This is a genomic window from Onishia niordana (assembly GCF_004798965.1).
Classification (GTDB): domain Bacteria; phylum Pseudomonadota; class Gammaproteobacteria; order Pseudomonadales; family Halomonadaceae; genus Onishia; species Onishia niordana.
Map to the genome: position 1 here is coordinate 20120 of NZ_SDSD01000007.1, position 14543 is coordinate 34662.

At 63.0% G+C, this 14543-nt stretch carries 13 protein-coding genes; 9 read left to right on the forward strand and 4 right to left on the reverse strand.

Annotated elements, in window-relative coordinates; genetic code table 11:
• Positions 1-80 precede the first annotated feature (80 nt).
• Both ETC27_RS13245 and ETC27_RS13250 read right to left on the reverse strand, forming a co-directional pair.
• Positions 81-2981, reverse strand: coding sequence for an insulinase family protein (locus ETC27_RS13245; RefSeq protein WP_136255490.1), 2901 nt, complete (start codon positions 2979-2981; stop codon positions 81-83).
• Positions 2981-3667, reverse strand: coding sequence for an SOS response-associated peptidase (locus ETC27_RS13250; RefSeq protein ID WP_136255491.1), 687 nt, complete (start codon positions 3665-3667; stop codon positions 2981-2983). Before ETC27_RS13250 ends, ETC27_RS13245 begins: the two co-directional genes overlap by 1 nt.
• A 213-nt stretch (positions 3668-3880) precedes the next feature.
• Here ETC27_RS13250 and ETC27_RS13255 point away from each other — a divergent pair, with 213 nt between their 5' ends.
• Positions 3881-4495: a TetR/AcrR family transcriptional regulator gene (locus ETC27_RS13255; protein ID WP_136255492.1), complete on the forward strand. Its 615-nt coding sequence runs from the start codon at positions 3881-3883 to the stop codon at positions 4493-4495.
• A complete protein-coding gene (locus ETC27_RS13260) occupies positions 4492-6456 on the forward strand; it encodes an MFS transporter (RefSeq protein WP_240724914.1) in 1965 nt (654 codons plus the stop codon). Before ETC27_RS13255 ends, ETC27_RS13260 begins: the two co-directional genes overlap by 4 nt.
• A 215-nt stretch (positions 6457-6671) precedes the next feature.
• On the opposite strand, the gene ETC27_RS13265 is transcribed toward ETC27_RS13260, so the two are convergent.
• Together ETC27_RS13265 and ETC27_RS13270 are read right to left on the reverse strand one after the other, a co-directional pair.
• Positions 6672-7955, reverse strand: coding sequence for an HlyC/CorC family transporter (locus ETC27_RS13265; protein WP_136255493.1), 1284 nt, complete (start codon positions 7953-7955; stop codon positions 6672-6674).
• A gap of 91 nt (positions 7956-8046) precedes the next feature.
• Entirely contained in the window at positions 8047-8841 is a 795-nt protein-coding gene (locus ETC27_RS13270; protein WP_136255611.1) for a cytochrome C assembly family protein, read from the reverse strand.
• 221 nt (positions 8842-9062) lie between these two features.
• On the opposite strand from ETC27_RS13270, the gene ffh reads away from it, so the two are divergent.
• From ffh to ETC27_RS13305, 7 genes are all read left to right on the forward strand, one after another.
• Positions 9063-10490: a signal recognition particle protein gene (ffh, locus tag ETC27_RS13275; RefSeq protein ID WP_136255494.1), complete on the forward strand. Its 1428-nt coding sequence runs from the start codon at positions 9063-9065 to the stop codon at positions 10488-10490.
• Positions 10491-10623: 133 nt separating this feature from the next.
• Positions 10624-10872 carry a 30S ribosomal protein S16 gene (gene rpsP, locus ETC27_RS13280; protein WP_136255495.1) on the forward strand — a complete coding sequence of 83 codons (249 nt, stop codon included), beginning with the start codon at positions 10624-10626 and terminating at the stop codon, positions 10870-10872.
• Positions 10873-10918: 46 nt separating this feature from the next.
• Positions 10919-11455, forward strand: coding sequence for a ribosome maturation factor RimM (gene rimM, locus ETC27_RS13285; protein ID WP_136255496.1), 537 nt, complete (start codon positions 10919-10921; stop codon positions 11453-11455).
• Positions 11456-11513: 58 nt separating this feature from the next.
• On the forward strand, positions 11514-12290 hold the full coding sequence (gene trmD / locus ETC27_RS13290) for a tRNA (guanosine(37)-N1)-methyltransferase TrmD (protein WP_136255497.1): 777 nt from the start codon (positions 11514-11516) through the stop codon (positions 12288-12290).
• 134 nt (positions 12291-12424) lie between these two features.
• Positions 12425-12781, forward strand: coding sequence for a 50S ribosomal protein L19 (gene rplS / locus ETC27_RS13295; protein WP_136255498.1), 357 nt, complete (start codon positions 12425-12427; stop codon positions 12779-12781).
• 89 nt (positions 12782-12870) lie between these two features.
• Positions 12871-13767: a site-specific tyrosine recombinase XerD gene (gene xerD / locus ETC27_RS13300; RefSeq protein ID WP_136255499.1), complete on the forward strand. Its 897-nt coding sequence runs from the start codon at positions 12871-12873 to the stop codon at positions 13765-13767.
• A 2-nt stretch (positions 13768-13769) separates the two neighbouring features.
• Positions 13770-14501 (forward strand): DsbC family protein, encoded by a 732-nt coding sequence (locus ETC27_RS13305; protein ID WP_136255500.1) that lies wholly within the window; start codon positions 13770-13772, stop codon positions 14499-14501.
• The last annotated feature ends 42 nt before the right edge of the window (positions 14502-14543 follow it).

Sequence of the window (14543 nt, forward strand, 5' to 3'; positions counted from 1 at the left end):
TATCAATACGACGACGCCCGAACCTTTTACAAGGTTCGGGCGTCGTCGTGTCGGGGCATGATGTTATTTGGGAGGTGTGATCAGTTCGCCTCGGGCAGCGGCTTAAGCTCAGCGGTCAGCGCCAGTACATCGCTTGGGCTGTCATCAGGATCGAAGGTGATGTCGGCGGCTGGTGCTTCGCGAAGCTCAGCCCAGGCGTCGCGCAGTGCCGACGGGGTGATGGCCGATACCCGCTCGGCCAGGCGCTGGCGATGATCAAAGCCGGTATCGTCACGCGCCAGGGCTTGCCACTGCCGGTTGGCGAGCTGGCCAAGCGAGGTGTCACGCTCCAGCAGGCGGTCGTGCACGGCTTGGCGGTAGGGCGCCAGGCTGGCGTCGTCGAGCTCGGCGAGGGTCTGGTCGAACTCGTCGAGGAAGTCGGTGATGCGCTGGGCGATCACCTCGCTGTCGGTGTCCGGTGATTGCACCAGCAGGCTGAGGCCCGGCGCGTCGAGCAGCGGCATGTAGCTGGCGTTGACGATATAGCCAAGCTGCTGTTCGGTGCGCAGCCGGGTATAGAAGGGGGTGGCGATCATCTGGCCGAGGACGGCCAGGCGCGCCTGCTCATCCAGCGTGCGAGCCTTTCCTTGCAGGTAGCGCAGCACCAGCGAGTCCTGGCGAGTACTGTGGGGGTGCAGGTCGGGCAAGGTGCTCGAGATATCCAGCGGCTCGAGGTCGGGCACTGCCTGGGCATTCAGGTTTGGCGCCAGGGTGGTGATGACCGATTCGCCGGTGGTGCGGGCCAACGATTTGGATAGATCGCCGACCGCCATGGCCTCGAGATGCAGCCCACCAAGGTAACTATCCCGGTAATCACGCAGATCCTCGGCGTTCAGGTCGCCAATGGCGTCGAGCATGGCAGCCGCCGGCCATTGAGGGCGTAATAGCGCCTCGCCCAGCGTGCGATTGGCTTGCTGGTATAGCGCGGATTCGGGAGCGTTACGCCATTCGCGCTCAAGCTGGTGGCGGACCCGTTCGACGCTGTCGGCGGTGATATCGCCTTCGGTAAGTTGCTTAAGCACTCGCTGAATCAACCGAGGTTGGCGGTCGCGCCAGCCAGAGAAGGCAAGCGTGATGCCGCGAGCGTGGGCATAGGCATTGAACTGGTGGCCGGCAAGCCGTGCCGGGTAGAGGGTCTCGTTGAGGCTATCGTTGAGCCAGCCGGCGAGCAGCCGTGTCAGGGCTGCATCGCGGGCATTGGCGGCCGCTGCCGGGTGTTGCAGGCTGAAGCGCCACTCTACCTTGGGCGTGTCGAAGTCGACATTGGCCTGATGCCAGAGCTCGGCGCCCTGAGCCTTCAGCAAGCGTTCGGGGGATGAGTTCTGAACATCGCCAAGGCTCAAGTCTTTGGCAATATAGGGATTGGGGGCGGGCAGTGCCAGACCGCCGAGGGGCGAGGCATTCGCCCAATCCGCTGTCGTGTCGGTGTGATAGGCCGCATCGAACCAGGGTGAGGTGTTGCTGCCTTCGACCTCGGGGGCGCGGTAAACCCTCAACAGGTTGTCGGGCGTCAGCGCTGCCAGATACGCCTCGATGTGGGCCTTGTTAAAGCCATCCATGCGGTAGGGGGCGTACTGGGCGTCACGGCTCGGATAATGCGCCAGGTTCATGGCCAGGCGCATGGCGTCATGCTGAGGCGAACCGTGCTGCTGGAAGCGGAACTCCTGCTCGGCGAGACGGGCCTGCTCCTGGTAGCGCCACGGCTCGAGTCCTTGCGCGCGTATCTTGTCGATGGCCTCGAACAGGCTGGCTTGAATCTTGGGTATCTGCTGCGCGCCTTCAGGCGTCAGGCTGATGCCGACGGTAAAGAGGGCGTGGTTTCCATCGCCACGGCTAACGCCTGCCGACAGGCCATCGGCGAGGCCGGCCTTGCGCAGTTGCTCGAGCAGGCTGCCCTTGCCTTCATGCCCTAAGAGATTGGCGATGAAAGAAGCCGGTTTCGTGGCATAGAAGGACTTGGGGTCGGGCACCGGGAACATAAAACGCAGCTTTCGCTCATCGCGCAGCGAGGCGATCTCGAGTGACAGCGGCAGGCTGTCGGGGCGCACCAGCGGGGCATCGACCTCAGGACGGCTCAGGCCACGGTTATCTATCGCCGCGAAGCGCTCGCGGACCATGGCCTCTAGCTCATCCAGCGGCTGGGGAGCGACCAGGGCCAGGTGCATGACACTGGCACCATAGTGTGCATTGAAGAAATCGATGACTCGCTGGCGCAGTGGGGGCTCGGCGTCATCGGGCAAGGTCAGGGTGGCACGACTGCCCACCGAAAAACCGGTGGTCGGGTTGTCGGGGTTGAGCACCTGGTCGAGTGCATCATTCTCTCGGCGTCCATCATCGCGCAGTCGTGCCTGATACTCAGAATGGACGACATTGCGCTCGCTCTCCAGTTTGTCGGCGTTGAAGCGTGGCGCGATGAAGAACTGGCTGAAGCGGTCCAGGGCGCCGGGCAGGGCACCGGGTTCGATATCGAAGAAGTAGTTGGTGTCCTGGCTTGCCGTGAAGGCGTTGTGCTTGCCGCCGTGCTGATTGATGTAGGTCTGGTAGGCGTCGGGGGCCGGGTAGGCATCAGTGCCCAGGAACAGCATGTGCTCAAGGAAGTGGGCGAGGCCTGAAAGGTCGTCGGGGTCGCTTGCGCTGCCCACGTCGATGTTCATCGACGCGGCGGCCTTGTCGGCCTCGCTATCGCTGACCAGCAACACGGTCAGGCCGTTCTCGAGGCTCAGCAGGCGGTAGTCGCGGTTATCGTTGGGGCTGGTGCGCAGCGCGGTTGTCTCGGTCTTGGATGTTGCCTCTTGTGAAGCCTGCGGCGTCGCATCAGGCGTGGTCGCGGCACTGGCAAGCGTCGGCGCGAGGAGTGGCAATAGCAAAACGCTGCCAACGGTCAGGCGCGCCAGACAGTTGAGATAGCGGCCTTTGGGGCCAAAGCGGGGCGTGAGGGTCATCATGACTCCTGTTCGGGCTGGCTGCGCAGCATGGGGCCGGTGGGATGCCCACAGGCCCATTCCTGATTCAGCGGGTTATTCACTCGTCTTGATACCGGAAAAGCGCCTAACAGTTCCCTTGAGGCCGGCTTGAGCATGGCGCGTGCCTTGTCGAGCGAGGTGGTCGGGTCGAGCCAGGCCGCTGCCTGATCGGCATCAATGACCGCGGGCAGCCGGTCGGTGAGAGGTGTCAGTAGCGATGGTGCTGCCACGGTGATCAGCGCCATGGAATCGTGAAAGGCGCTCAGGGTGGTGTGGTAACGCGCCCATAGGCCGGCGAGCAGCAGAGGGCCGCGATCGGCACGGGTCACCAGGTAGGGTTGCTTACCGCGGGGCATGGCGCGCCACACGTAGATGCCGCTGACCGGGATCAGGCATCGGCGGGCGGCGAAGGCCTCGGCAAACATCTTGCGCTCATCGAGACTTTCCGCCCGAGCGCAGTGAGGGGCGTGGTCGAGCACCTTGAGCCAGGGTGGCGTCAGCCCCCAGAAGGCGCGGCGCAGGTGCGCTCTACCGGCGTCGAGCCGGATCATCGACAGGCCTTGGCGCGGTGCCAGGTTGGCACCGGTCAGCAACGGCTCGTTGATCACGAGCTCAGGCAGCAGGCGGGGCAGGTCAATCGGCGCGATGTGCAAGCGACCGGCCATGGGCTCTCCAGTAGGTTTTCTTGGCGCGTATTGGGCACTCAAGCGCGGTGGCTCAGGGTAACCAAGAGCGTTGGCGCTGCAAAGCGCCGCCGGGCGAGCCGTTGACGACGTTGTGATTGTATGAGGGGGCGGTATGCTGATATAAAACGCTGTTCGAGACATAAGATAATGTCACTTCCGCCCCTAGCCGTATAGCGTACCTGCGAGGATGCAATGGCACGTCCCAGACAGCACGCGCCCGAGGCGTTGCATGCTCAGGTCATGGCAGCTTGTGATGCCTGGCTAAAGGAGCACCCCGTCCATACGCTATCGCTACGCGCGCTGGCTAGAGAGGTCGGCTGTGCCCCCAGCACCCTGCTGAAACTCTACGGCAGCTTCAATAACCTGCTGCAGCACGTCAACATCGAGACGCTGGCCCATCTTCGCGGTGCCATCGAGGGACTCGAGAGCGGTGGCCCCGAGACGCGCCTGACAGGCCTGGCCAAGGCCTACTGGTATTTCGCCAAGGCCGCTCCCTTTCGCTGGCAGTTGCTGTTTGACTACCCGCTGGCGCAGGAAGGTGAACTCGACCAGCGCCAGAACGACATGATCGAGGCACTGTTCGTGCGGGTCGAGGCGACCCTCAAGGAATTCCAGCCAGCGATTGATGACCTGGAAGCCCGCCGCCTGGCGCGCACCTTGTGGGGCAGCGTACATGGCCTGGTTCAGCTTGGCCTCAACGAGCGATTGGGCTATTGGCAGGGGCAGCAGCTGGAAGTCGAGGAATTGCTCGACCAGCTGCTATCGACGCTGCTGAACGGACTACGGCACCAGCCGGACAAGATGTGAGCCGGGGTTTGCTGACCCAGCGTCGCTTCGCGCCATTCTTCTGGGTGCAGGCGCTGGGGGCGTTCAACGACAATCTCTTTCGTAACACTCTGCTGTTGATGCTGACCTTCTTCGCCGTGCCGCGCCACGGCTGGGATATGGGGTTGGCCATCAATCTCGCCGCGGGGTTATTCATCCTGCCGTTTCTGCTGTTCTCCGCCTGGGGTGGCGAACTGGCCGACCACGTCGATAAACGGCGCCTGGTTCGCGTGCTGAAACTCGCCGAATGCATGCTGATGGCATTGGCGGCCCTGGCTGTCTGGTACCAGAGCGTGATCGCGCTGTTCGTGTTGCTGGTGCTGATGGGCACGCAATCGGCGCTTTTTGGTGCGGTCAAGTTCGCCATCCTGCCTCAGCATCTGCCCTCCTATGAATTGGGGCGCGGCAATGCCTGGATCCATGTGGGCACCTTCGCCGCCATCCTTGCGGGCGCCTTGCTCGCCGGTGTTCTCGCGGCATTGCCGGCGCCATGGTCGCGTCCGGCCATCATGGCCACCCTGGCCGGCGTCGCCCTGATGGGGTGGGGGGCGAGTCTGGCGCTGCCCCTGCCTGCCCATGCAGATCAAGCAGATGAGGGGCATGCGCCACCATCCTCTTCCGCTGCCACGCACCGCCGTCTTCGCTTTCGTCCCCTGGCGAGTCTGGTCGACGTGCTGCGTGGTGGCGTGCATTCGCCGGTGTTGTGGTCGGCTATTCTCGCGATCAGCGTGTTCTGGTTCCTGGGCGCGAGCTTCCTGACCCAGCTTCCCGCCTGGGCGCGCGTCGTGGCGGGTGGCGATGAGGCGATGATGAGCATGCTGATGGTGGCCTTCGCCTGCGGCTTCGGTGCTGGGGCCCTTTTGTGCGCGCGGCTCTCTGGCGGGCGTCTTGAACTGGGGCTGGTGCCGCTGGGAGCGCTCATTATTGGGGTGGCCAGCCTGCTGTTGGCCGGCGTGGAGAGCGCGGCCGAGATGGGGCGCTCGCTTGGCGTGTTGCTTGAGCAGCCCGAGGTCTGGCGCATGCTGGCGGGCTTGGCGCTGGTCGGCGTCGGCGGCGGCATCTATATCGTGCCACTCTATACTCTCCTGCAGCTCGGCAGTCACGAGGCTCGACTCGGGCGGATCATCGCCGCCAATAACATCTGCAATGCGCTGCTGATGGTGGTAGCCGCGGGCTATGGCGGATTGATGCTGTCGGGGCTGGGGCTTGATCTGCAGAGCTTCGTGGCAAGTCTTGGGGGCATCGCCCTGGCGGTGGGGGTGGCGATGATCGTGCGTAGCCCGCGGCCGGTGCTGCGCTTGCTGGTGTTTGTGCTGGTCGCGCTGATCTACCGGCTGCGTCTTCGTGGCCGCCATCATGTCCCGGCGCGGGGCCCCGCACTGGTGGTCTGCAATCATGTCAGTTTCATGGATGCTCTGGTCATCGGTGGCGCCTGCCCGCGGCCACTGCGTTTCCTGATGGACAGGCCTATCTATGAGTCGCCGTGGCTGAACTGGCTGTTTCGGCTGGTGGGCGCCATTCCGGTGGATTCAGAGCGCAGTGACCCGGGAGGCCTGCGGCGGACCCTGGATCAGGTCAGTCAGGCGCTGCGCCATGGCGAGGTAGTGATGGTGTTTCCCGAAGGACGGCTGACGCGGGACGGTGAGGTTCAGGCCTTCCGACGTGGCCTCGATCTGATTCTCGCCCGCAATCCGGTGCCAGTGGTGCCGGTGGGGATGGCTGGGCTCTGGGGATCCTGGACCTCCAACCGTCACGGCCCGGCGCTGACTCGGCTGCCGAGACGCTTTCAGGCAAAGGTGGCGCTGGTGTTCGGTGAGCCGGTGCCTGCCGAAAAGGCCAGTCGCGCGGGGCTGGCGGCACAGGTGAAGGCGCTGAAGCGAGAGGCCGACGCCGTGATCGCGGCGGGCAAGCGGGATATCTCACGCGACACCCCCGCCGAGTGATGCCTTGCGCCATGGGGGCTTTCGTTGCCCTTTGCATGACAGCTTGCCCTTGGAGTGACACAAGCCAAAGAGCCGCGCTGTCTGCCAGCGCGGCTCTTTCTTAGGTGGCGTTTGAGAGGCCTCAGCGGTGCCCGTGATTAGCGGCATCTGGTCTGAATATCAGGGTTGAAGGCTGAATGCCGACCTTCAGTCAACTATCCACGAGGTCGCTGGCGTCATTCCTGTCGTGCAGCACGGCGAACATGCTGCCAGCAGCGCGCCGAGGTGATTACCTTGTCTTTTACTTCGACGATTTCCAAACGCACATTGCCGACCTGCAGGCAGGTGGGTCCTTCGGGGAAAGCCTCAAGGTGCTCGAGGATCAGGCCGTTGAGGGTCTTGGGTCCATCGGTCGGGAGCTGCCAGCCCAGCGACTTGTTGAGCTCGCGGATATTGGCGGTCCCCTCGATCACGTAGCTACCATCATCTTGCAGGTGCATCTCCTGATGCATGCCCGCCATGTCGGTGGTGAACTCGCCGACAATCTCCTCGAGGATATCTTCCAGCGTGACCAGTCCTTCCACATCGCCGTACTCGTCGACCACGATGCCGGTGCGCCGTTTCTGTTGCTGGAAGTTGAGTAGCTGCGTATGCAGCGGCGTCGACTCGGGGATGAAGTAGGGCTCCCGAGCCTCCTGCACGATCGCGGCTTTGGTGACCTCGTCCTTGGACAGGAAGCGTGCCGCGTTGCGCAGGTGCAACATGCCGATAATGTTGTTGATGTCGCCTTTGAAGACCGGCACTCGTGTGTGCTGGCTGGTGCGGATCTGCGCGAGGATGTTGTCCAGGTCGTCTTCGAGATCGATGCCCACTACCTCGTGACGCGGGACCATGATGTCGTTAACGGTGACGTTTTCAAGGTCGAGGATCGACAACAGCATCGACTGGTGACGACGCGGAATCATAGTGCCGGCTTCATGCACCACGGTACGCAGCTCGTCCCGCGTCAGGTGGTCACCGTTACCGGTCAGGTTCTTGACGCCAATCATCTTCAGCAGACCGTTGGAGACCGCATTCACCAGCCAGACCAGCGGATAGAGCACCTTGAGCAGCGGCTCCAGCGCCACGGATGCCGGGTAGGCGATACGCTCGGGCTTGATCGCTGCATAGGTCTTGGGACCGACCTCGGCGAATATCAGGATCACGATGGTCAGGATCAGCGGGGCGATGGCCGGGCCAGTGACCTCGCCGAAAAAGTGGATGGCCAGCACCGTGGCCAGAGCCGCCGCCAGGTTGTTGACCAGATTATTGCCGATCAGGATCACGCCGATCAGCCGGTCTGGCCTGGCCAGCAGGCGTAGCACGCGCTGGGCGGGACGGTCGCCACTGTTGGCCTGATGGCTCACGCGGTAGCGGTTGATGGACATCATGCCCGTCTCGGAGCTCGAGAAGAACGCCGACAGACAGACGAGTAGGAACAGTAGGCCGAACAGCAGTCCCAGCGGGAAATCGTCACTCAAGATGAGAAGGTCCTCGATGACAGGTCAGGCTTGTTTGTAGGGGTTCCCCCGGGGGCTGTCAAGGAACGGCTGGCGCCCGCGGGAGTCGGTTTCAGGAGAAGATGACCTCGACGGCAAACTTGGTGCCGAAGTAGGCCAGTAGCAGCAATACACCGCCGCCCAGCGTCCAGCGTACTGCCTTGAGCCCTCGCCAGCCTAGCCAGTGATGGCCGATCAAGAGGGCGGCAAAGATGACCCAGGCAGCCAATGACAGCACCGTCTTGTGCATCAGGTGCTGGGCAAAGAGGTTGTCGAGGAACAGGAAGCCGCTGGCGATGGCCAGGGTCAGCAGGATCATACCGGCCCAGATCAGCTCGAAAAGCACCCGTTCCATCGTGGTCAGGGGTGGCAGTGTCTGGACGATGCCACGAATGTGGTGATGGCGCAGGGCCTGATTCTGCCAGGCCAGCAATATGGCCTGTACAGCCGCAATCGCCAACAGCGCGAAGGCCAGCGCCGAGCTGATGGCATGCACGGCGATGCCGGGCGTCAGGTGGCCCTGATGTTCGCCGCCGGGCCAGGCCACGGCGGTCACCAGGGTCACCGCCGCGACCGGGAAAACGCCTACCGCGATATTGAGCACCGGCTTGGCCAGGCTGCCCAGTATCAAGAGCCCGGTCACCAAAGCGCTGACCATCACAAGACTCGGTGACAGGCCAAGCCACAGGCCGCCGGTCTCATGAATGACCCCGGCGATCACTAGCCCGTGGAAGGCCAGCGCAAGGGTGCCGAGGCCGCGCACCATCTGCGGGCGCTGGGGAACGCGACGCAAAAGGGTGAGTGCCTGCCATGAGGCAGCGCCCAGATAGAAGGCTATGGCCAGAAGGGCAAAGGGAAGCGCCTGCATCGGTTGCTGTCCATCGCCGTCGACGGCGGCGTCTCGCGAGTGAAAAAATCCATGAGCGATCACTATACCGAATCCCCTCGGTCGCGCCCAGCCGGGCGCTCGCAAGCGGCTGGGCGCGATGGCGCGACATGCGGCCCAATCAAGGGGTTGGTGCATGGAGACTGGCGCCGGGAAGGCGTATAATCTTTGCCCAAAGCCAGGCATCCCTGCCGGAGGGCCCCATGTTCGACAGTTTGACAGAGCGTCTATCGAAGACGCTGAAGTCCATCAGCGGTCAGGCCAGACTGACCGAAGACAATATCAAGGACACGCTGCGCGAGGTGCGCCGTGCGCTACTGGAGGCCGATGTGGCCCTGCCGGTGGTCAAGGCGTTCATCGATCGGGTGCGCGAGCGTGCCGTTGGCCAGGAGGTGTCGAAGAGCCTCTCGCCGGGTCAGCAGTTCGTCAAGATCGTCCAGCAGGAGCTCGAGGCGATCATGGGCGAAGGGGCCGAAGGGCTTTCGCTCAAGGGCACGCCCTCGGTGATCCTGATGGCCGGCCTGCAGGGGGCGGGCAAGACCACCTCGGTGGCCAAGCTCGCCCGCTACCTGCGTGAGCGCGAGAAGAAGAAGGTGCTGGTGGTCTCCGCTGACGTCTATCGTCCGGCGGCCATCGACCAGCTCGAGACGCTGGCCGGTGAGGTCGAGGTCGACTTCTTCCCCTCGGACTCCTCTCAGAAGCCGGTGGCCATTGCCGAAGCGGCCCTCAAGCACGCCAAGATCCAGTTCCATGATGTGGTGATCGTCGATACCGCCGGTCGCCTGCATGTCGATGCCGACATGATGGACGAGATTCAGTCCCTGCACCGTGTCTGCGCGCCGCAGGAGACACTGTTCGTCGTCGATGCGATGACCGGTCAGGACGCCGCGAATACCGCCAAGGCCTTCCATGAAGCCTTGCCGCTGACCGGCGTGATCCTGACCAAGGCCGATGGTGATGCCCGGGGTGGTGCCGCGCTGTCGGTACGCCACATCACTGGCAAACCGATCAAGTTCATGGGCATGGGCGAGAAGGTCGATGCCCTCGAGCCTTTCCACCCGGATCGGGTCGCTTCTCGAATCCTCGGCATGGGCGATGTGCTGTCGCTGATCGAGGAAGCCGAGCGCACCGTCGACAAGGGCAAGGCCGATAAGCTCGCCAAGAAGGTCAAGAAGGGCGATGGCTTCGATCTCGAGGATTTCCGTGACCAGCTCCAGCAGCTCAAGAAGATGGGCGGCATGGGCGGTCTGATGGGCAAGCTGCCGGGCATGGGGCAGATGGCCGAGATGGCTCAGGGGCCCGGGCCCGAGAAGGAATTTGGCAAGCTCGAGTCGCTGATTAACTCGATGACGCTCAAGGAACGCCGTCGTCCGGAGATCATCAATGGTTCACGCAAGCGCCGTATCGCGGCCGGTGCTGGCCTCCAGATCCCCGACCTCAATCGTCTTCTCAAGCAGCACAAGCAGATGCAGAAGATGATGAAGAAGGCCGGCAAGAAGGGCGGCATGGAAAAGATGATGCGCGGCATGTCCGGCATGATGGGTGGCGGTGGTCCCGGTGGTCCCGGTGGCCCGGGCGGTCCCGGAGGCATGGGCGGCATGGGTGGGCCTGGCGGTCTACCGCGGCGGTAATGGCTGCCGGGTACACAAAAGGTTCCCAAGCGGGCTCGATTTCCGTAGAATGTCGCGTCTTCGTGGCAGGACCGCGCGACAGCGTGCGGCCGAAGACCAATTTTAGCAACTCAACCGAAGGACAGATAACGCAATGGTTACCATTCGTCTGGCACGTGGTGGCGCCAAGAAGCGTCCCTTCTACCACCTGACCGTAAGCGATTCTCGCAAGTCTCGTGATGGCCGCTTCATCGAGCGCGTCGGCTTCTTCAACCCGGTCGCCCGCGGCCAGGAAGAGCGCCTGCGTATCGATCTGGACCGCATCGCTAAGTGGCAAGAGCATGGTGCTCAGGTCTCAGAGCGCGTCGCCGAGCTGATCAAGGAAGCCCGCAAGCAGGCCTGAGTCTGAATTGCGGTCAACTAGATACGGCATCTAGGTGGTAATAGTCATGGCCCAGAGCGCAACTAAAGGCACCGGCAGCGACCAGCATGTGGTGCTGGGAAAGCTGACCAGTCCCTACGGTGTGAAGGGCTGGCTGAAGGTGTATTCGTACACTAGCCCGATGGACGGCATCCTCGACTATCCCGAGTGGCAGTTGCGACTCGACGGCAAGCTCGTCGACCGCAAACTGGTTCAGGGACGTCAACAAGGCAAGGGCCTGGTGGCCCAGCTGGGTGGGGTGGCGTCGCGCGAGCAGGCAGAGCAACTGGCCGGCGCAGAGATCCTGTTGCCCAAACAGTCGCTGCCGCCGCTTAACGCGGGCGAGTATTACTGGCACCAACTGGAGGGTCTCCAGGTCACCACGGACGACGGCGACAGCCTGGGTCATGTGGCTTACCTGTTCGAGACCGGCGCCAATGACGTGATGGTCGTCAAAGACGCCGACGGCAAGGAGCGGCTGTTGCCCTTTTTGCCCGACGAGGTGGTGCTCGAGGTGGACCTTACCGCCGGCGGTATGAAGGTGGACTGGGATCCCGAATTTTAAGACGTCCTGGTGACGCCCTCCCCGGTTATATTGGGGAGCTAGGCCTGGAAGAAACGCTGTGTGGATTGGGGTCGTATCGCTGTTCCCTGAGATGTTTGATGCCATCACCCAATATGGGGTGACGGGTCGAGCGGTCAGGCAGGGGCTACTGGAACTCGAGTTCTGGAACCCCCGTGATTATGCAACCGACAACCATCGCACGGTGGATGATCGTCCCTATGGGGGCGGACCAGGCATGTTGATGAAGGTCGACACCCTGCGCCATGCCATCCATGACGCGCGGGCGACGGCCGAGAGCAGTGCAGGCCAGCCGGCTCGAGTGATCTACCTGTCGCCACAGGGGCGACCTCTTGATCAAGCGGGCGTGAAGGCGCTGGCCGAAAGCGGCCCCCTGGTGGTGGTAGCTGGACGCTACGAAGGCATCGACGAGCGCGTGGTGGAAGCCGATATCGATGAGGAAGTCTCGATCGGTGACTATGTGCTGAGTGGCGGCGAACTGCCCGCCATGGTGATGGTCGATGCGTTGGCCCGAATGGTGCCCGGTGTGCTGGGCCACCAGGCCTCGGCGGAGGAAGATTCCTTCAACGATGGCCTGCTGGATTGCCCGCACTATACCCGTCCCGACGAGGTCGATGGGCGGCGGGTGCCGGATGTGCTGCTGAGCGGCAACCACGCGGCGATTCGCCGTTGGCGGCTGAAGCAGTCATTGGGCCGCACCTGGCTCAGGCGCCCGGATCTGCTCAATGGCAGGACCTTGGCGGCTGAACAGCAGGCACTGCTCGATGAATTCATCGAGGAATACGCCAGCAAGGCGGAGGTGCAGGAGCCTTCCTGAACAAGGCTTAGGCATGAGCATCGTGCCCCTGCGTCATACACAGAGCGATTCCCGCGCCATCCCTCATGGATTCGCGCCGGGATCACCGCCGAAGGCGATAGCCGAAGGCGATACAAGTTATTGAGGAGCTAGCAATGAGCAGCAAGAATTCCGTGATCCAGGCGATCGAATCCGAGCAGATGGCCAAGGAAGTTCCGGCCTTTGCACCGGGCGACACTGTTGTCGTCCAGGTCAAGGTCAAGGAAGGTACCCGCGAGCGTCTGCAGGCCTTCGAAGGCGTTGTCATCGGCAAGCGTAACCGCGGCCTGAACTCCGCCTTCACCGTGCGTAAGGTGTCTCACGGTGTTGGCGTCGAGCGTACCTTCCAGACCTACAGCCCGCTGGTCGATTCCATCGCGGTCAAGCGTCGCGGTGATGTGCGCCAGGCCAAGCTGTACTATCTCCGCGAGCTCAGCGGCAAGTCCGCACGCATCAAGGAAAAGCTCTCCTAAGTCAGGAGATGCTTTATGGCGAAACCCCGTCACCGCTTGCGCGGGGCGGGGTTTCGTTGTGTCTGGGGCGGAAGTCATGAGGGTGCTTGATGAGCGATCAGACCCATACCCTGCTTGAGCGCTTCCTGGATGCGCTGTGGCTTGAGCAGGGAGCAAGCGATAATACCCTGGCCGCCTACCGTCATGACCTGACCTCCTGGACGGCGCGACTGACAGAACATGATGACTCCCTGCTCTGTCCCGCCCCCGAGGTATTGCCTGACTGGCTTGATACGCGCCGCGCCGCCGGCTATCAGCTGCGTTCCAATGCACGGCTGCTGTCGAGTCTGCGGCGCTTCTATCGCTGGGCGCTTATCGAGGGCCTGATCGACACCGACCCGCTTACCGAGGTGCGCCTGCCGCCGGTGCGACCGAGTCTGCCACGAACGCTCGACGAGGAAGAGGTCGAGCGACTGCTCGAGGCACCGGATACCGATACCGCCCTTGGGCTTCGCGACCGCGCCATGCTCGAAGTGCTCTATGCCAGTGGCCTGCGGGTATCGGAACTGGTGGGGCTGACCACCGATGCGATCAACCTGCGTCAGGGAGTGGTGCGAGTGCGTGGCAAGGGCGACAAGGAGCGGCTGGTGCCGCTGGGTGAAGAAGCCATCGCCTGGCTTCAGCGTTACTTACGCGCCGGGCGAAGCGTGCTGATGCGCGATATCACGCGCCCCCCCTTGTTCCCTGGGCGCAGCGATGGCTTCATGACCCGCCAGACCTTCTGGCATCGCGTGCGCGCGCATGCGCGCACCGCGTGCATCAGCAAGCCACTGTCACCGCATACCTTGCGGCATGCTTTCGCCACGCATTTATTGAATCATGGGGCCAATTTGCGTGTCGTACAGCTGTTGTTGGGTCACAGCGACCTGTCGACGACCCAAATCTATACCCATGTGGCCCAGGCTCGCCTGGAAACGCTGCATGCTGACCATCATCCTCGAGGTTGACCATGAATCGACTGCTGCTTACCGCCACCGGCCTCTTGGCTGGCCTGCTTTCCGTCCAGGCCATGGCGGCGCCGCCGAAGGCGCTGACCGATGAGCTTACCGTCAACGGTGAGGCCATGCCTGTCGAGCAGGTGCGAGACACCCCCGTCGAGGGCCTTTGGGAAGTGCATCTGGCCAATGGTGAAATTTTTTACAGTGATGCCGCCGGTGAGCACTTCATCGTTGGTGATATCTACAAGAATAACGCGGATGGCCTAGTGAATCTCAGCGAGCAATCTCGCAACGCCCAGCGCGCCGCGCGTATTGCCTCCGTGCCAGAGAGTGAGCAGGTGATCTTTCGCGGAGACGAGCCGCCAAAGGCGACGATCCATATCTTTACCGATACGACCTGCCCCTATTGCCAGCGTTTGCATGAAGAAGTGCCGGCGCTCAATGACATGGGCATCGCCGTGAATTACCTGGCCTTTCCGCGAGCCGGCGCGGGTTCCGAAGGGGCCCGGCTGCTTAGCCAGGTGTGGTGTGCCGCCAATCCGGCCGAAGCCATGACCGCCAGCAAACGCGGCGAGTCGTTGGATGTCGCTCCAGACTGCGACAATCCGGTCGAGTCACAGTATCATCTGGGCATGGAGCTTGGCGTTCAGGGCACACCGGCTATTGTGTTGCCTGACGGGCGCCTGGTGCCGGGCTACGTGCCGGCCGAGCGGCTGGCGGAAATGCTGGGCGTGAATGGATAAAAGCCGATCGACTGGGTGTGCTGGCGGCGATTCGTCTTGCCG

Coding starts and splice junctions, on each gene's coding strand:
- rpsP (WP_136255495.1), top strand. CDS start 10,624: ATGGTTACCATTCGTCTGGCACGTGGTGGCGCCAAGAAGCGTCCCTTC.
- ETC27_RS13255 (WP_136255492.1), top strand. CDS start 3,881: ATGGCACGTCCCAGACAGCACGCGCCCGAGGCGTTGCATGCTCAGGTC.
- rplS (WP_136255498.1), top strand. CDS start 12,425: ATGAGCAGCAAGAATTCCGTGATCCAGGCGATCGAATCCGAGCAGATG.
- ETC27_RS13250 (WP_136255491.1), bottom strand. CDS start 3,667: ATGGCCGGTCGCTTGCACATCGCGCCGATTGACCTGCCCCGCCTGCTG.
- ETC27_RS13305 (WP_136255500.1), top strand. CDS start 13,770: ATGAATCGACTGCTGCTTACCGCCACCGGCCTCTTGGCTGGCCTGCTT.
- rimM (WP_136255496.1), top strand. CDS start 10,919: ATGGCCCAGAGCGCAACTAAAGGCACCGGCAGCGACCAGCATGTGGTG.
- ffh (WP_136255494.1), top strand. CDS start 9,063: ATGTTCGACAGTTTGACAGAGCGTCTATCGAAGACGCTGAAGTCCATC.
- ETC27_RS13245 (WP_136255490.1), bottom strand. CDS start 2,981: ATGACCCTCACGCCCCGCTTTGGCCCCAAAGGCCGCTATCTCAACTGT.
- ETC27_RS13270 (WP_136255611.1), bottom strand. CDS start 8,841: ATGCAGGCGCTTCCCTTTGCCCTTCTGGCCATAGCCTTCTATCTGGGC.
- xerD (WP_136255499.1), top strand. CDS start 12,871: ATGAGCGATCAGACCCATACCCTGCTTGAGCGCTTCCTGGATGCGCTG.